Annotated in this window: 20 protein-coding genes and 1 pseudogene; 10 read left to right on the top strand and 11 right to left on the bottom strand. The window is 66.2% G+C overall.

All coding sequences use genetic code 11. The annotated features are described in order from the left end of the window. Window positions 1-5: 5 nt before the first annotated feature. The 3 genes from A9Z05_RS24165 (at window position 6) to A9Z05_RS24155 (ending at window position 2,949) form a co-directional block, all read left to right on the top strand. Window positions 6-1,358: a pyridoxal-dependent decarboxylase gene (locus tag A9Z05_RS24165; protein ID WP_069620333.1), complete on the top strand. Its 1,353-nt coding sequence runs from the start codon at window positions 6-8 to the stop codon at window positions 1,356-1,358. Window positions 1,359-1,540: 182 nt separating this feature from the next. Then, window positions 1,541-2,008 carry a cupin domain-containing protein gene (locus A9Z05_RS24160; protein WP_069620332.1) on the top strand — a complete coding sequence of 156 codons (468 nt, stop codon included), beginning with the start codon at window positions 1,541-1,543 and terminating at the stop codon, window positions 2,006-2,008. A gap of 113 nt (window positions 2,009-2,121) precedes the next feature. Further along, window positions 2,122-2,949, top strand: a complete 828-nt coding sequence (locus A9Z05_RS24155) for an SDR family NAD(P)-dependent oxidoreductase (RefSeq protein ID WP_069620331.1) — start codon at window positions 2,122-2,124, stop codon at window positions 2,947-2,949. 59 nt (window positions 2,950-3,008) lie between these two features. Here the strand turns inward: A9Z05_RS24155 and surE are convergent, their stop codons facing one another. From surE to A9Z05_RS24140, 3 genes are all read right to left on the bottom strand, one after another. Continuing rightward, window positions 3,009-3,788: a 5'/3'-nucleotidase SurE gene (surE, locus tag A9Z05_RS24150; RefSeq protein WP_069620330.1), complete on the bottom strand. Its 780-nt coding sequence runs from the start codon at window positions 3,786-3,788 to the stop codon at window positions 3,009-3,011. Window positions 3,789-3,978: 190 nt separating this feature from the next. Further along, entirely contained in the window at window positions 3,979-4,287 is a 309-nt protein-coding gene (locus A9Z05_RS24145; protein ID WP_069620329.1) for an AzlD family protein, read from the bottom strand. After that, window positions 4,280-5,014 (bottom strand): AzlC family ABC transporter permease, encoded by a 735-nt coding sequence (locus A9Z05_RS24140; protein ID WP_069620328.1) that lies wholly within the window; start codon window positions 5,012-5,014, stop codon window positions 4,280-4,282. Before A9Z05_RS24140 ends, A9Z05_RS24145 begins: the two co-directional genes overlap by 8 nt. A 125-nt stretch (window positions 5,015-5,139) precedes the next feature. Between A9Z05_RS24140 and A9Z05_RS24135 the strand changes: the two genes are divergently transcribed. The 3 genes from A9Z05_RS24135 to A9Z05_RS24125 all read left to right on the top strand — a co-directional run bounded on the left by A9Z05_RS24135 (window position 5,140) and on the right by A9Z05_RS24125 (window position 7,212). Then, on the top strand, window positions 5,140-5,598 hold the full coding sequence (locus tag A9Z05_RS24135) for an Lrp/AsnC family transcriptional regulator (protein WP_006486309.1): 459 nt from the start codon (window positions 5,140-5,142) through the stop codon (window positions 5,596-5,598). Between the two features lie 225 nt (window positions 5,599-5,823). Beyond that, window positions 5,824-6,393: a hypothetical protein gene (locus tag A9Z05_RS24130; protein ID WP_069620327.1), complete on the top strand. Its 570-nt coding sequence runs from the start codon at window positions 5,824-5,826 to the stop codon at window positions 6,391-6,393. Between the two features lie 144 nt (window positions 6,394-6,537). Beyond that, on the top strand, window positions 6,538-7,212 hold the full coding sequence (locus A9Z05_RS24125) for a YebB family permuted papain-like enzyme (RefSeq protein ID WP_069620326.1): 675 nt from the start codon (window positions 6,538-6,540) through the stop codon (window positions 7,210-7,212). A gap of 66 nt (window positions 7,213-7,278) precedes the next feature. On the opposite strand, the gene A9Z05_RS24120 is transcribed toward A9Z05_RS24125, so the two are convergent. The 5 genes from A9Z05_RS24120 to A9Z05_RS24100 all read right to left on the bottom strand — a co-directional run bounded on the left by A9Z05_RS24120 (window position 7,279) and on the right by A9Z05_RS24100 (window position 10,155). Continuing rightward, window positions 7,279-7,566 carry a helix-turn-helix transcriptional regulator gene (locus A9Z05_RS24120; protein ID WP_069620325.1) on the bottom strand — a complete coding sequence of 96 codons (288 nt, stop codon included), beginning with the start codon at window positions 7,564-7,566 and terminating at the stop codon, window positions 7,279-7,281. Next, on the bottom strand, window positions 7,553-7,894 hold the full coding sequence (locus tag A9Z05_RS24115; protein ID WP_069620324.1) for a type II toxin-antitoxin system RelE/ParE family toxin: 342 nt from the start codon (window positions 7,892-7,894) through the stop codon (window positions 7,553-7,555). Before A9Z05_RS24115 ends, A9Z05_RS24120 begins: the two co-directional genes overlap by 14 nt. A gap of 213 nt (window positions 7,895-8,107) precedes the next feature. Then, window positions 8,108-8,740 carry a LysE family translocator gene (locus tag A9Z05_RS24110; RefSeq protein ID WP_069620323.1) on the bottom strand — a complete coding sequence of 211 codons (633 nt, stop codon included), beginning with the start codon at window positions 8,738-8,740 and terminating at the stop codon, window positions 8,108-8,110. Between the two features lie 142 nt (window positions 8,741-8,882). After that, window positions 8,883-9,710 carry a hypothetical protein gene (locus A9Z05_RS24105; protein WP_069620354.1) on the bottom strand — a complete coding sequence of 276 codons (828 nt, stop codon included), beginning with the start codon at window positions 9,708-9,710 and terminating at the stop codon, window positions 8,883-8,885. Window positions 9,711-9,822: 112 nt separating this feature from the next. After that, window positions 9,823-10,155 carry a DUF2322 family protein gene (locus A9Z05_RS24100; RefSeq protein WP_069620322.1) on the bottom strand — a complete coding sequence of 111 codons (333 nt, stop codon included), beginning with the start codon at window positions 10,153-10,155 and terminating at the stop codon, window positions 9,823-9,825. A 584-nt stretch (window positions 10,156-10,739) separates the two neighbouring features. Here A9Z05_RS24100 and A9Z05_RS24095 point away from each other — a divergent pair. The 3 genes from A9Z05_RS24095 (at window position 10,740) to A9Z05_RS24085 (ending at window position 12,299) form a co-directional block, all read left to right on the top strand. Then, entirely contained in the window at window positions 10,740-11,312 is a 573-nt protein-coding gene (locus A9Z05_RS24095; protein WP_069620321.1) for a YbhB/YbcL family Raf kinase inhibitor-like protein, read from the top strand. A 230-nt stretch (window positions 11,313-11,542) separates the two neighbouring features. Further along, window positions 11,543-11,869 (top strand): thioredoxin family protein, encoded by a 327-nt coding sequence (locus A9Z05_RS24090; protein WP_069620320.1) that lies wholly within the window; start codon window positions 11,543-11,545, stop codon window positions 11,867-11,869. Window positions 11,870-11,879: 10 nt separating this feature from the next. Further along, on the top strand, window positions 11,880-12,299 hold the full coding sequence (locus tag A9Z05_RS24085; RefSeq protein WP_069620319.1) for a secondary thiamine-phosphate synthase enzyme YjbQ: 420 nt from the start codon (window positions 11,880-11,882) through the stop codon (window positions 12,297-12,299). A 40-nt stretch (window positions 12,300-12,339) separates the two neighbouring features. On the opposite strand, the gene atsR is transcribed toward A9Z05_RS24085, so the two are convergent. The 3 genes from atsR to A9Z05_RS24070 form a co-directional block, all read right to left on the bottom strand. Beyond that, on the bottom strand, window positions 12,340-14,160 hold the full coding sequence (atsR, locus tag A9Z05_RS24080; protein WP_069620318.1) for a hybrid sensor histidine kinase/response regulator AtsR: 1,821 nt from the start codon (window positions 14,158-14,160) through the stop codon (window positions 12,340-12,342). A gap of 1 nt (window position 14,161) precedes the next feature. Then, complete coding sequence (locus A9Z05_RS24075; RefSeq protein ID WP_069620317.1) at window positions 14,162-14,665, bottom strand: molybdopterin-dependent oxidoreductase; 504 nt, start codon at window positions 14,663-14,665, stop codon at window positions 14,162-14,164. A 75-nt stretch (window positions 14,666-14,740) separates the two neighbouring features. After that, window positions 14,741-15,607 carry a helix-turn-helix domain-containing protein gene (locus A9Z05_RS24070; protein WP_069620316.1) on the bottom strand — a complete coding sequence of 289 codons (867 nt, stop codon included), beginning with the start codon at window positions 15,605-15,607 and terminating at the stop codon, window positions 14,741-14,743. A 360-nt stretch (window positions 15,608-15,967) separates the two neighbouring features. Between A9Z05_RS24070 and A9Z05_RS24065 the strand changes: the two are divergent. Next, window positions 15,968-16,215: pseudogene (locus tag A9Z05_RS24065) on the top strand (sel1 repeat family protein); the annotation flags it as partial.

Raw genomic sequence — 16,215 nt, 5'->3', positions numbered from 1 at the left:
CCGACATGGATGAACTCGCCCTGCTGGCCGACGCCGACCGACGCGCGCACGCGTATCTGGCTGCAACGAACGAACGGCGCGCGTTTCCCGATGCGGCCGCACTGGCCGGCCTCGCCGCGTTCGACGAAGCGCTGCCCGATACGGGACGCCCGGCCGACGACGTGCTGCGCCTGCTCGACGAGCACGGCACACCCGCGACGGTCGCATCGAACGGTCCGAACTACTTCGGCTTCGTGATCGGCGCGACGCTGCCGGCCGCGGCGGCGGCCGAGCGGCTGATGCTCGCGTGGGACCAGTGCGCGTCGTCGTACGCGAATTCGCCGGTGGCCGCGACGCTCGAGCGCCAGGCCGCGCGCTGGGTCGTCGAGGCGCTCGGGCTGCCCGAAGGCAGCGCGGTCGGTTTCGGCACCAGCGCGACGGCCTGCACGCTCGTCGCGCTGGTGGCCGCGCGGCGCGCGCTGCTCGCGCGCAAGGGCTGGGATATCGACGAGGACGGCCTGATCGGCGCGCCCGAGGTGAAAGTCGTGATCTCCGCGCTCGCGCACATCACGGTGAAGAAGGCGCTGCGCGTGCTCGGCTTCGGAATGAAGCGCATCGTCGTCGCGCCGGTCGATGCGCACGGCCGGATCGACCCGGCGCAGTTGCCGCCGCTCGACGACATGACGATCTTCTGCGTGCAGGCGGGCGAAGTGAACACCGGCGAATTCGATCCGTTCGCGGCATTGATTCCGCCCGCGAAGGCGGCCGGCGCGTGGGTGCACGTGGACGGCGCGTTCGGCCTGTGGGCGCGGGCGTCGTCGAAGCGCGCGCTGACGGATGGCATCGACGGCGCGGACAGCTGGACGACCGACGGTCACAAATGGCTCAACACGCCGTACGACGGCGCGATGGTGATCTGCCGCGACGCGGCCGCGCTCGCCACCGCGATGAACAGCGACGCTGTGTACCTGAGCGGCGCGCAGGATGCGCAGAAGAACCTGAACCTCGAATTCTCGCGACGCGCGCGCGGCATTCCCGTGTGGGCCGCGCTGCGCTCGCTCGGCCGCGCCGGCGTCGCGACGATGGTCGAGCGGCATTGCGCGCAGGCGGCGCGGGTCGCGGACGGCCTGCGGGCGGCCGGCTACGACGTGCTGAACCGCGTCGTGCTGAACCAGGTGCTCGTACGCGCCGGCACCGACGAGGAAACGGCGGCGATCCTCGAAGCCGCGCAGGCGTCGGGCGACGTGTGGTTCGGCGCGACCGTGTGGCAGGGGCGGCCGGCGTTCCGGATCAGCGTGTCGTCGTGGCGCACCGAGGATGCGCACATCGATCGTCTCGTCGCATTGCTGACGAAGCTGCGCGGCGTGCACGTGAGTTGAGCGTCACGCATCGTTTGCCGCCTGAATGGATGCGTGTGCAACTTTATGGCATGCGATGAAGTGGAGCGCAGCGGCGGGGTTGGCGGCACGTCTGCAAGCGTGAAAATATCGGACAATAGCCATTCCGCGCGGGCCGCGCCGGCACCGCGTCCAACCGAAGCATTCACGCTTGCGAGTTCCCCATGTCGACTCCCTGTCCCCGGGAATTGCTGAAGGCCGCCGATATCGCGAAGATGGAACCCACGCGCGCGGTGCATTCGCTCAATCCCAATGCCGTACGTCTCAAGCGGCAGCTCAGCGACCTGACCGGCCTGACGCAATTCGGCGTTCACCTGCTCACGCTGATGCCCGGTCACGAATCGGCCGAGTATCACCGTCACCTGTACGAAGAAGAGTTCGTGTACGTGCTGTCCGGCACCGGCGCGGTGACGATCGGCGAGCACGCCAGTGAAATCGGGCCCGGCGATTTCATCGGCTTTCCGCGCGGCGGCGAAGCGCATACGGTGCAGAACACCGGCAAGGCGCCGCTCGAGCTGCTCGTCGGCGGCCAGCGGCTCGAGCACGACGTGTGCGAATACCCGCGAATCGGCAAGCGGCTTTATATCGCCGGCGAGCTCGAGGAGTATGTCGAGTTGCCGAAACGGCCGTGACGGTCGATTGCACGTATCACCGGAGCAGGCCGTTCGGCCAATGAGGATGAATTCGCTTCCCGCGACCCCGTCGCGCTTATGATGCGGGAACGCCACTGACAAGGTCCCACGCCATGGACGCGCCGCTGCCGCCGATGTCTGCCCCGATCGCCGAAACCGAAACCGCTCCAGAAACCGAAGCCGCCGGCGAGCCGCGCGCGTCGCGCGTGCACCGGCCGGTCGCGCTCGTCACCGGCTCGACGTCGGGGATCGGGGCGGCCGTCGCGCGTCGCCTGGCGGCCGACGGCTATGTGGTGATCCTGCATTCGCGCAGTTCGGCCGACACCGGCCGCGCGATGGCGCGCGAACTCGGCGGCGCGTACGTGCAGGCCGATCTCGCCGACGATGCCGAACGCGTGCGGCTGATCCGCGACGCGCTCGCGGTGCACGGCCGGCTCGACGTACTCGTCAACAATGCGGGCGTCAGCCGCGTGATTCCGCATGACGATCTCGCGGCGGCCACGCCCGACGTGTGGCGCGAGATGCACGAAATCAACGTGATCGCGCCGTTCCGGCTGGTGGCCGAAGCGGAGGCCGCGCTGCGCGAGTCGGCGTCGCGCGGGCGGGCCGGGTGCGTCGTGAACGTCAGCTCGCATGCAGGCGTGCGGCCGAAGGGCGCGTCGATTCCGTATGCGGCCGCGAAGGCTGCACTCAATCACACGACGCGGCTGCTCGCGCGCACGCTTGCTCCCGCGATTCGCGTCAATGCGGTCGCGCCGGGGCTCGTCGATACGCCGCTGACCGCCGACTGGACGGACGCGCAGCAGCTCTGGCGCGAACGCGCGCCGATGCGCCGCGCGGCGACGCCGGACGATATCGCGCAGACGGTCGCGATGCTCGTCGCGTCCGATTACGTGACGGGCGAGATCGTGATGCTCGACGGCGGGTTGAATCTGACGTGATGCGGTCACGCGGCGGCATCGCATGCGCAACCGGCGGCGCCATTCGAAGGCGCTTGCGATCAGCCGAGGTTTGACCGCAGCCGCGCGAGCGCCTGATCGTGCGTGCGCTCGAACTTGAGCGGCGTGACCGAGATATACCCTTCGCCGAGCGCGACCGTTTCCGAATCCGCATCGTCGTCGCGCGGTGCGCGCGCGAGCTTCAGCCAGTGATAGTCGATCTCGCGCGGATCGCGTCCCGACACGATCTCGACGCCCTGCAGCGTGCCGGCGCCCTGGTTCGTCACCTTCAGGCCGCGCACGTCGTCGGCCGGCCGCGGCGGGAAATTCACGTTGAGGCATGCGTCGCTGTCCCAGCCGGCGGCGACGAGCCGGCGGATCACGTCCGGCGCATGCGCGAGCGCCGTTCCCCACGGCACCGCGTGACGATCGATGAAGGCCTGGCTCAGCGCGAGGGCCGGCACGCCCACGAGCATGCTCGTCATCGCCGCGCCGACCGTGCCGGAAAACACCGTTTCGGTGCCGAGGTTCGCGCCGCGATTCACACCGGACAGCACGACGTCCGGCCGCGCGCCCTTCATCAGGTGGCTGACCGCGATCGCGACGCAATCGCCGGGCGTGCCGCGCACCGCGAAGCGCCGCTCGCCCTTGCGATGCACGCGCAGCGGTTCATGCAGGCTCAGCGAATGCGACGTGCCGCTCTGGTCCTCGGCTGGAGCTACGATCCACACTTCGCGCGCGAGTGGCGTGGCGACCTGTTCGAGTATGTCGAGGCCGGGCGCGTCGAATCCGTCGTCGTTGGTGAGCAGGACACGGTCGAACAGCGGGCGGGTTGCTTGCATCGGGACGATCCTCGTGAAGGGCGATGAGTGGGGAGTGCGGCGTGGCGCAAGCCACAAGGCTAGCACTCCGGCGCGAGGATCGTCGTGTCACGCCCGGGGTGCCGGCTGGCGCGGACGCGAAAACGGGTGCATCGCGCGCCCGTTTATCGTGTCGTCGAATGTGCGTGCCGGTGTGGCGAGCCGAACCCGCTCAGCCGAGCAGATAACGCAGCAGGCCGGCCGACACGACACCGACGATGACCGTCGGCAGGATCGACAGGCGCGTCGCCGCGACGAGCGTGATCGCGAGCGCGAGCAGGTCGGCCGGGCGCGTCGACACGAACGCCGGCGCGATCACCGAAATCAGTACGCAGCCGGGCACGTTTTCCATCACCGACGCCATCCGCGGGCTCAGCGTGCGGTTGCGCAGCAGCACGTAGCCGAGGATGCGCGACAGGTAGGTGGTCGACGCCATCAGCACGATCGTCGCGACGGTGCCGAAATCCGGAAGCTCAGGCATCGCGCGGCTCCCACAGCAGCGCGGCGATCAGCCCCGCGCCGGCGCCGGCCGCGACATACCACGCGCCGGGCAGCGCGAGATGGGTGGCTGCCGCGACGACGAGGCTCACGAACCACGGGCGGCTCGCACGCACCCCTTTCCACATCCCGCGCAGCAGCACCAGAAACACGGCCGTGAACGCCATGTCGAAGCCGTACTGTTCGACGTTGCCGATCGTCGGGCCGACCGCCGCGCCGAGCGTCGTCATCGAGATCCACGTCAGGTAGAGCCCGATGCAGATGCCCGCGTAATAGGACACGCTGATGTGCGTCGCCGAGCGCTCGCGCGCGTCGGCGAGCGACATCGCCCAGCTCTCGTCGCACATGAAGAACAGCGCGACGAACGCGCGGCGGCGCGGCAGGCGACGGATATACGGCTCGAACGCGGCGCCCATCAGGATGTGGCGCGAGTTCACGAGGAACGACATCGCGACGATCAGCGCGATGTGCGGCGGCGACGTCCACAGATGGATCGCCGCGAATTCGGAGCCGCCGCCGAAGTTCAGGCCCGTCATCATCGGCACCTCGAACAGGCTCAGCCCTTTCTGCGCGGCCTGCGCGCCCAGCACCAGCGCGAACGGCACGAAACCCAGCATGACGGGCAGCGCCGCGCGCAAACCGCGACCCATCTCGGCGACATAGGCGGGCCTGTCGCGAAGCCCGGACGACGTTGAAACGCTACTGCTCATTACTCCTCCTTCGGGGAAGGGATTGTCTGCTTTTTTGACTCGAATCGGGTTGCGTTGTCGCCAGATTTTTCTCAGAATTTGGCATTGAGCGTGGGATACCAGCATTTTTTGGAATCGGATGCCAAATGAAACTTGACGCTATCGACCGCCGGATCCTGAGCGCGCTGCAGCGCGACGGCCGCATGCAGAACGTGGAGCTCGCGCACGAGGTCGGGCTGTCGCCGTCGCCGTGTCTGCGGCGCGTGCGGTTGCTCGAGGAAGCCGGGGTGATCGAGAAATACGTGGCCGTGCTGAACCCGGCGAAGGTCGGCAAGGGGCTGACGATCTTCACGCGCGTATGGCTGAAGGGGCAGGACGCGGAATCGGTGAACCGTTTCGCCGAGGCCGTCCAGCAGATGCCGGAAGTCGTCGAATGCCACCTGATGGCCGGCGACTGCGATTTCCTGCTGCGCGTCGTCGCGGCCGACATCGACGATTACCGGCGCTTCCAGATGGAATACCTGACGCGTATCCCCGGTGTGCTGAGCGTGAAGACCGACATTCCGATGCAGAAGGTCAAGCTCACGTCGGCGCTACCGACCTGAAGCAGGGCGGTAGCGCGGCGGCGTGTCGGCGAGCGGTCATGCCGCGGTGACAATCGCCCGATAAACTGACAGAGCGAGTCGCATCGCATGCATTGCCGGCGCAGTCATGCGGTGTTCGATGCGCAAGCAACTAACGGTCAATGCCGACGCGATCGGCCGAACGGCGCTGCGTGGCGCGCCGGGTCGTGCGTCGCCGTGAATGCGTTTCTTCCTGTCGAGCCCTACATGCAGCCATTCAATACGCCATGGAATTCGCTGGAAATCGTCAAGCTCGTGCTCGGCGTGCTGACGCCGTTGTCGGTCGCCTGTCTCGGCTGGCTCGTCGCGCGCCGGCTGAAGCGGCTCGAACTCGTGCAGTGGACCAACCAGCGGCTGATCGAGAAGCGGCTCGCGCTGTACGACACGGTCGCGCCGCAGCTCAATGCGCTGCTGTGCTTCTACACGTGGATCGGCTACTGGAAGGACATCTCGCCGGACGACGTGATCCGCGCGAAGCGCGAGCTCGACCGCACGTTCCACATCTACCGCTACCTGTTCGACGACGACGTGTATGACGCGTATCACACGTTCATCCATGCGCTGTTCGAAATGCACACGGGGCCGGGCCGCGACGCGCGGATCCGCTCGCTGATCCAGGCGCCCGACGGCGACCGCAGCGTGCACGGTTCGTATGAGTGGAAGCCGGTGTGGTCCGAGCGTTTTGCGACCGCGAATGTCGTGCCGAAGGACGACGTGCTGCGGCATTACACGCAGTTGATGGAGCGGCTGCGCGTCGCGCTGGGGGCGACGCGCTGACGGCAGCCGTGCCCGCGCGCCGCTTCACGCCGGTATCGAAATCCGCCACCGGGCGGCGCGAATACCTCGCCTCGCACACGAAGCGGATGCGGAGCCCGGCCGCTACTGACATGCTCGCGCCATATCCACTTGCGCGAGGTCAGTATGGTTGTCGACACCGGCTGCCAGCCGCTCATGATCCGCTCGCCCGGCGCGGACTGGCGGCGTTTCTTCTCCGTCGGCGCTTCCCGTCGCAATGAACGGTCGTTGCCGGCCGAGCCCGAGATCGGCGACATCGTGTTCATCCGCGTGACCGTGCGGCCGTTTCTCGAAGTGGCGAACGCGACGCGTTCCTGGACGAATCACGTGGGTATTGTCGTCGGCGAGCGCGACGGGGAACCGCTCGTTGCCGAGAGCACGTTCCCGCTATCGCGCGTGACGACGATGTCGCGGTTTCTCGCGCGCTCCGATCGCGGCGCATGCGTGATCGCGCGGATGAAGCAGCCGCTCGATGCAGAGCAGCGGCGGCGGCTTGTCGACACGGCGATGCGCAGGATCGGCGTGGTGTACGACACGGGTTTCAACCTCGCGTCGCGCCGGCAGTTCTGCTCGCGTTTCGTGCGCGAGATCGTGCGCGATGCCACGCGGATCGTGCTCGGCGACGTCGAGACCTTCGACATGCTGCTGCGCCGGAATCCCGGTCATCCGCTCGGCTTCTGGAAGATCTGGTACTTCGGCCGGATTCCGTGGCGTCGCCGCACGGTGACGCCGGCGAGCTTGTTCGAGAGCGACAAGTTGCGTGTCGTCGCGGATACGCGCGAACGCGAGGCGGATGGTTGAACACGCGCGATCCGGGAGCGGCCGTACATTCGCCGATGCGCTGCGAGGCTTGATGTGGTGCGTGATTCAGGCGAACGAGATCATGAGCGTCTTGCCGCAAGCCGCCGCATATTTGCGCAGCGTATCGATGGACGGGGAATGCCGCCCCGTGGCGAGCGCGCGCTCGAGTCGAGTAATGGCGGGCGCTTTCGTGCCCATTCGTTCCGCCACATCGGCTTGCGACAAGCCAGCCTCTCGCCGCGCGGCCAGCATCGCGTCGAGCAGCGCGAATTCCTCGCGATTCAATCGCTCGTATTCCGTACGCACGGCGGGGTCGGCCAATGCCCGCTCGCGGAGTTCCTTATACGTTGCCATCCCGAACCTCCTTCAATCGACGACGCGCGATTTCCAGTTCCTTCAGCGGCGTCCTGGGCGTCTTCTTCACGTAGCAGTGGAGCATGACGATACGCCGCTCGACGATCGCGCAGTAAAACACTCGGGCAATACCTTCCACGCCTTTCAATCGCATTTCGTACAGGCCATTTCCCATCGATCGGGAGTGCGGCTCCCCGAGATTCGGGCCGTACCGTTCCATGCGGTCAGCGAGTGCAAAGTACCGGGCAAGCAGGGTAGTCGGCAACGACGCGACGCCCGCCGCTACACGCTCGTTGAAGAACTGGATCTCGTAACCATGAGTTGGCATGGTAACAAATATGTTATGAAAATGCGAGAGCGGTGGCCGTCCGCAAAGGCGGACAAGCGCGGTGGTCAGACGTGAGGGGAGTTCGCGACCGCCTGTCTTCGGTCGGAGAGATCGGTGACGATGTACGGACCCAAGCGCGCTCGGGAAAACCGGTTCAGGAAGGCCGTGTGATTCGGTGTCAGCGTGGACCGAGTACCACGAATCGCGACGGCGTTAGTTCCGCCCCGCCACCGCGAGCCGCGCCGCGAGCCCCACGAATACCGACCCGAGCAGATACTGCGGCACCTTCGACGGCCGGCGGCGCGCGCCGATCCGCGGGCTCAGCCGGCTCGCGGAAAGAATCACCACGCCGTTCACGACGATCCCGATCAGGTTGAGCACCGTCGCGAGCACGAGAATCTGCACGGCGATCGAGCCGTGCTCGGGCCGCACGAACTGCGGGAACAGCGCGAGCACGAACAACGCCATCTTCGGATTCAGCAGGTTCGTCGTCAGCCCTTGGCGAAAGATCGTCGCGGTCGAGCGCCGACGTTGCGACGCGACGGGCGACAGCGCGGTCGCATCCGAGCGGAAGGTCTTCCACGCGAGATACAGCAGATAGGCGGCGCCAGCGAAGCGCACGACGTCATACGCGAGCGGCACCGCGACGAACAGCTGCGACAGACCGAACGCGGCAGCGAGCGCGTGGCAGTAGGTGCCGGCCTGGATGCCCGCGAGCGTCGCGAAGCCGGCGCGCCGCCCCTGGCTCACGCTGCGGGATGCGATCAGCAACATGTCGGGGCCGGGCGTAACGGTCAGCGCGAGACACGCGCCGGAGAACAGCGCGAGCGTGGAGAGGGCGATCATGGCAGTCCCTTTTGCGGGTGCGGCGGAAAAGGGAAGTCAGTTTAGGAGGGCGCGCGAGGCCGGTCAATCGAGCGAACGGACGATGGCCGGACGGCACGGATCGCGCGACGCGTGCATCGCGCACGCGCGGCGTGCACGCCACTCACTGTTTGCGACAGGCCACCTGATAGTCGATCACGGTATTCGCGGAAGGCCGATCCGGCTCGCCGCCCACCGTCGTGACGCCGAGCACGCCGGCCGCGTTCCGGTAGCGCAGCGCGCAATACCCCATCCCGGTGCCCGAACACGCTTCGGCTTCGACGATGCCGTGCTTCGCGAGCGTCGTCGCGCCGTCCATCGCGTCCGGTTTATCGCGCGGACGCAGCGGTTGCCAGCCATGCGCGATCAGTATCTTGCGAGCCGCGTCGAGCGGCTTGCCGTACACGTTCGGCACGACCGCGCGGCCGTTGCAGTGTGTGCTTTCGGCGGCGACGGGAGTCAGCCGCAGTTCGCCGTTTTGTTCGTGCAGTTCGCCGACGGGCGGCGCCGGGCCGTCGCCGCCCCAGATCAGCAGCGCGCCGTTTTCCAGACGATCGGCCGAGCCGAGCTGCCAGCCGGCCTTGCGTGCGGTGTAGGCGAGCGCGACGAGCGTCGCGCCGTCGAATACGCCGATATTGCCGTTGCGCGCGAAGCAGATCGCGCTCGTGCCGGCGTTGAATCCGCTCGCGAACGTGACGACCGTGTAGCGCCCGAGCGGTGCCTCGGACGTCACGATCCAGTCGCGCTGCGCGACCTCGCGGCCGGCCGCCGTAGTCGTTTTCGCGCGATATCGCGCGCAGAACGGATCGAGCGAACCCTTCTCCGGCGCATGCGGCAGCACGCCGAGCGGCACGAGCGACGCGCCGGCGATCTCGGAGGCCGTCCGCGGCGGACCAGCGGAAGCGGTGCCACCGAGCGCGGTCAAGGCAACGGCCGCGATCGCGTTGGTCATGGCGAAGCGGTGAGCCGAGACCAGAGCAATGAAGCGCGCCACGCGGGCGGTCGCCGGAGAAGCGAATACGGACGCGACGATCGCGGTTTTCCGCATGCGCGCCGTCAACGGGTCAGCCCTTCGCGACGACGTCGATGCGCAGCGCTTCGCCGCCGGCGACGATCGCCAGCAGACGATCGACGTTTGGGTGCGCGCCCGGCCGATTGCGTGCGTCGGCCGTATGCTCGGCGAACACCGCGAGGCCGTGTTCGGCCGCCTTCGCGTCGAGCGTGCCGAATACCTGCTTCAGATAGTTGTACACCGCGAGCGAGCCCTGCTTGCCCGGCTGGTTCTCGATGGTCGCGACCACATCGCCGTTCGCGCCGGCGAGATCGATGCGCGCGATACCGTCGATGGCCGGCAGTTGCGCGAGGTTGTCCTTGAATACTGAGGTCGCTTGAATCACTGAAAACACTCCGTCGGTTCGATCATGGAAAGGTAGTCGCCTGTATGTTATCTGATTCGCCGCGATGCTCTTTTCGACGGAACCGAGTGTTTGCACAGGGGCGGACCATCGAATTCGTCGACTCTTCCCCGGAACACTGGCGCTGCTTGCAGGTTTGCCGCGACGCAGCACGAACATGTCGTGAAGTGACGGATGTCATTGAGGATGATGGCGCCTGCACCGGCGACATTGGAGCGCAACCCGCTAATGTCGTTCGTCCTCGGTGCTGGTTTTCGATCGTCGATGCGCACGTCGGTCGATTGCAGGCGAGCGGGAACGTCCCGCAAGGCGCGACGGTCGCGATCGCACTCTCGAGGCTTGCCCGTCGTCAATTGTTGCGATCAAGGCAACACGGTGAGCACGTTGGGGGCGCTACAAACGCCAGGAGCCGAAATCTACAATTTGTTGCAGCGCGGGTTGTACACGGCTTGTCCCCGGTCCAACCCGACGTATCGGTCGCAACGAAGCCGGCAACCCGTTCGCTTCGTTCGGCTGGATCGTTCTTGCCTGCCGCGGAAACGCTCTCCTTTTCAACGGAGCACACCATGAAATTCAGTTTCTTTTCACGATCGGCCATCTGCTCCGCGATGCTCTTGTCGATCGTGCCGACAATCGCCGTTGCGGGCGTGTTCTCCGTTAAAGTCGATGACCTGAACCATGGCCAGTTCGCGAATGAACAGGTCTACGGCGGATTTGGCTGCCACGGCGGCAACGTCTCGCCACGCATATCGTGGTCCCATCTTCCTCGCGGAACGAAAAGCGTCGTCGTGACCATTCACGACCCCGATGCCCCGACCGGCGGGTTGGGCTGGGCGCATTGGGGCGTCGTCAATATCCCGGCGTCGGAAGCGTCGATCGAAAAGGGCGCCTCCGGCAATCCAAAGCGGATGCCGGTGGGGGCCGTCGAAACGCTGACCGACTTCGGGGCGCCGAAATACGGCGGGCCTTGCCCGCCTCGTGGAGCGTCGCACCGATACATCGTTACGGCGTCGGCGCTTGCCGTTCCAAGTATCGACGTGAACGCCACGTCGAGCCCGGCCCTCGTTGCATATCAGATGCACGGAAAAGTGATTGCGCGGGCACGATACGTTGCGATGTATCACCGCGCGGCAGAGTGAGCGGCCTGGCGTGAAACGACACCGTCCGGCTCGCTTCGCGCGCGCTCGATGTCGGGGCTGCGATACCTTGCGTGTCATTTACGAAACGCGCGCACAGGCGTCGCCGGCACCGTGCCGGACCGAGCCGGCACCGCGCGGCCTTTTCCGCTACAGTAAGCAATCGAAGGCTGCACCCGCCCGCATCGCGCCGGCGCGCGCAGTCACGTTCCGCCAACGCACACGAGGGTCTGATGGACACCGAGCAACGCTACACCGCCAACGCGCCGACCCGCGCGGAAGTCGACGCACTGGGCGGCGCAACCGTCATCGAATTCGGCGCGAACTGGTGCGGGATCTGCGCAGGCGCGCAGCCCGCGATCACGGCGTCGTTCTCCGCGCATCCTGCCGTGCGGCACCTGAAGATCGAGGACGGCCCCGGCCGTCCGCTCGGTCGCTCGTTTGGGGTGAAGCTGTGGCCGACGCTGGTATTCCTGCGCGATGGGGTCGAAGTCGCGCGCGTGGTTCGCCCCGCCGACGCGAAACAGATCGAAGCCGACGGCTTCTCCGCGCTGGCCTGAGGTCACGACGATGCAACAGGCCATCACGCACGTCGGCGTCGATACACGCGGCGGCGGCCTCGTCGAAGTCACGCAGCAGGTGCGCGCGTTCGTCGACCAGCAGGCGATCCGCACCGGCCTGCTCACCGTGTTCTGCCGTCATACGTCGGCGTCGCTGCTGATCCAGGAGAACGCGGATCCGTCGGTGCAGCGCGATATCGAACGCTATTTCGCGACGCTCGCGCCCGAGGACGACACACGCTACGAGCACGACACCGAAGGTGCCGACGACATGCCCGCGCATCTGCGCACGGCGCTCACGCAGGTGCAACTGTCGATTCCGGTCGAGCACGGGCGCATGGTGCTCGGCACGTGGCAGGGGATCTATCTGTTCGAGCATCGTCGCGCGGCGCACCGGCGCGACATCGTGCTGCATCTGATCGGCGAGTAGCCAAAGCCGGCGAGCAGGCAAGCGGACGGATACGCGCGGCTCAAGCGAGCAGCTTCTCGACGAGCGCGCCGAGTTCGCGCAGGTGAACCGGCTTCGGCAGGAACGCGTCGAACGTCCGCTTGTTCTCGCGCAACGCGGCCGATTCATACGCGCTGACACCGAGAATCGCCGGATGCCGGCCGTCGTCGCCGGGCTCCGCCATCGCGCGAATGCGCCGCGCCACGTCGAATCCGCTCAGGTCCGGCAGTTCGAGATCGAGCACGACGAGATCGTAGCGGCCCGTACCGAAGCGCGCGACGCCTTCCTGCCCGGTGCCGCACAGATCGGCCTCGACGCCGAGCGCAGACAGCATCGCGCCGAGCGTCTCGCGCGCGTTGTCGTTGTCGTCGACCACCAGCGCGCGCCGGTCGCGGTGCGGCAGCACGGGCGGCAGCGCGGGCACGTCGCCGGCTGCGGTGCCGGCCGTATCGACGCCGGGCACTTCGACCGGCAGCGTCACGACGAACTCGCTGCCTTCGCCGACCGCGCTGCGCACGTCCACATGGCCGCGCAGCGTCGTCACGATTTCGCGCACGACCGCGAGCCCCATGCCGATCCCGTCCACGTGCAGCCCGACCGCGTCGTTCGCGCGATAGAACGGCTCGAAGATCTTCGACAGATGCTGCTTCGCGATGCCGGCGCCGGTATCGCGCACGGCGATCTTCACCTGCTGGCCGGCCGGCGCGTCGGCGAGCGTGATCGCCACCGTGATCGAGCCGCCGGCCGTGTACTTGACCGAGTTCTCGATCAGGTTCGACAGCACCTGCCGCAGCAGCTTGCGATCGGACCGGATCGCGAGGCCCGGTGGCTCGACGCGCTGCGTGACCGTGATCCGTTTCGTCGCGATCCGCTCGCGCAGCGGTTCGAGCGCCTCGGCAAGCAGCGGCGCGATGCCGACGGTATCGAGTTCGGCGACGCGCTTCGTCGAGCGCAGCTTGATGTAGTCGGTGAGGTCCTTGACGAGCGCTTCCAGCGACAGCGCGGAATTCTGCAGTCGCCGGATCGTCTTCAGGTTCGCGTCGGACTGCGGGCGTGCGAGCAGGATCTCGATCGATCCGCAGATCGCCTGCAGCGGCGTACGCAGTTCGTGGCTGACCATCCCGAGGAACGCGTTCTTCGCCTCGATCATCTCGAACGCGCGATCGGACGCCTTGCGTTCCGCGTCGAGCGCCGCGTTTTGCCGCTCGAGCAGGTCGTCGCGCGTGCGCATCGTATAGAACAGCAGCAGGAACAGCGCGCACAGCATCACGCCGAGCACGATGCCGAGGATCAGGATCGCGCGCTGCTTTTCCTTCAGCTGATGGAACGTGAAATCGCGCTGCGCCATTTCGATCGCGCGGAAGTAGTTCGCGAGGCCGTTGACCTTCGGCCAGTACGCATTGACTTCGTCGATCACCTGCCGCGCCTGCTTCGGCGAGTCGCGCAGCAGCGGCACCTCGCGCTTCAGGCGCGTCATGAATTCGCCGAGCGCGTCGATCTCGTTGCGCGCGCGCGGGATGCGCAGCCAGTATTGGGACACCTCCGACGGCCGCTGCAGGAACCCGAACGACACCGACAGGCTGTCGAGCTGCATCTGCACGTGATCGAAATCGTCGTCCTCGCGCGTCGCGTAGAGAATCAGCTGCCGGTCGAAGCGCGTGTAGACGTTGCGGTATTGCGCGGCGGTCCAGAACACGCCTTCGCGCGGCCCCTCGAGTACGCCCTCGTTGACCGAGGTGGCGAGGAGATCCCACAGCAGGAACGCCCACGCTGTGAATCCCATGATCCACAGCGAGCCGAGGATCAGGATGATCTTTCTATTTTTCCATCGCCGCCGCGTCATGTCACTTCACGGTCAGACCGATGATCTGCCACGCGAACTTCGCTTCGCCGAGCGGTGTCTTCAGCTCGTCGGGATACTGGTCGCGCGGATACATGATCCACAGCGGGCCGTAGTTGTCGTTGCCGAGCACCTTGCCGTTCATCGTCCGCGCGAGGATCACGCCGTATTTGGCGGCATCGGACACGGGAATCGTGAACGTGTATTCGTCGATGCAGCGGAATTCGATCTGCGTGCCGTGCGCGCCGACCGTCTTCAGCACGTCGGACAGGCGTGGGCCGGTGAAGGTCGCCTTCGGCGTCCAGCTCGTCGACGTGACGATCGTATGCTGCGGCAGCGCCATCAGCGCCTGCTCGGAAAAGACGTAGGTCATCTTCCCTTGCTGGTTGCTCTTGCTGATCTTGCCGTCGACGGTGAACGTGAACGACGACGCGGCCCATGTCGCGGCGGCCATCCCGAGCAGGCAGGCCGTCAGCAGGCTTTTGGTCCAGATGGTTGAAACGCGCATGTCTTTTCCTCGGTCTGGTGGTTCGTGCAGCGGGTTGTCGTTCCGGTCTCGTGCTCGGTGCTCGGTGCCCGGTTCTCAGTTCGCCGCCGTCGGCAGCGCGAGCTTCAGTTCGCGGGCGACTTCCGCAAACAGGATCGGCAGGCGCACCGGTTTTTCTTCGCAGCGCGCGTTGTAGTGCGACACGATGTGCGCGATCTCGTCCTCGCTCGCTTCGCCGGTCGAGATCTTGCCGGTCAGCAGGAAGATCGGCGCGCCGCTGTTCTCGCTTGCGCGGATGCCGCGCACGAGTTCGGCGGCGGTCTGATCGCCGAGCATCCAGTCGAGGATGTAGCCGTCGAAATCCTCGACTTCCAGCGCCTTGCGGAAGCTCGCGCCGTCGAAGTACGGAATCGCGTTCACGCCTTTCTCGATGAAATATTCACAGACCGTCTCGGCGACGTCGTGCGAATCGTCGACCACGGCGATCCGCGCCGCATACACGTTCGGTTGCGCCGAGCGCAGCTCGATCACGTCGACCGGATACGTACGGCCCTCGCGCGCGTGCTGGCGTTCGGTGACGATCCATTCACCCTGCCATTGCAGCGCGACGAAATCCGTTTCGATCTGGCTGGTGGCCTTCGTCGAGATCGCCGCGCGGCAGCGCAAGCGCTTCGATTCGATCACGAACGTCGCGTCGATCATCTCGGCCGCGGCCGGCTGCGTGCCCTTGTCGTCGAGCAGGATCGCGGGCGGCACGCCGAAGTGCGTCGCGATGTCCTGCAACTGCGACAGGTTCCACGGGATCAGGCCCTTCATCTTGCGCGTGACGACCGAGAAGCTCAGGCCGAGCACGTTCGCGATCGTCGTGTTGTGACTGCGCGGCGGAATGCCGTTCCGGTTCAGGAGATCGCGCACCTTGTTGGCGGTGATGAGATCGACGTTGGCCTGCTCGTTGGTGGACATCTCGATGGGGTCTCCAAGGGTTTGGGCGAGGAAGAGCATATCAAAGCTGACGCGTCACGCAAACTTTAAACGCGCGATGGACCTTGACATGTCTTTTTTCTCCATTATTATTGCTCACCACGTCACTATTGTTTGTTGCGTCATGTTTGGAGATCGATGCCGGCCACGGTCGGGCAGCGAAAAGCGGCGGCAATGAAACAGTGACGGAACGATTCGAAGAGAGCCTGAGAGAGCCTTGGATGCGTGTCGGCGTTGGCGGATGGAATTGTATCCGCTGCGCCGCACGCAAACCGGGTACGAGCTCGCGGGGTGGGATAGCTCGAAGCATTGCGGCGCCAATAAAACTTGAGGAAAGTACCCATGTATCGCCGTTTACTCGCACCGGGGCTGCTGTTGCTGCTGGCCGCGTGCGCGCAGGATCCGTCGATCACCGCCGGCACGGTACGGATTTGCGACGACACAGGTTGTTCCGATCGCCCTAAAGATCAGGTCTCCTATCAAAAAAGGGACGATACGCAAGACCGCGACGATCCACGCATCGCCGCGCTCAAGCAAACCGCGAAGACCCAGCCGAAGGCCGCCTACGACCTTGGCCTGCGCTATTTCCG

It is taken from the genome of Burkholderia sp. A2 (assembly GCF_001729305.1).
GTDB classification, from domain to species: Bacteria; Pseudomonadota; Gammaproteobacteria; order Burkholderiales; family Burkholderiaceae; genus Burkholderia; species Burkholderia sola.
Note: the sequence above shows the minus strand (reverse complement) of the source record. Positions and strands in the feature narration are given on the sequence as shown.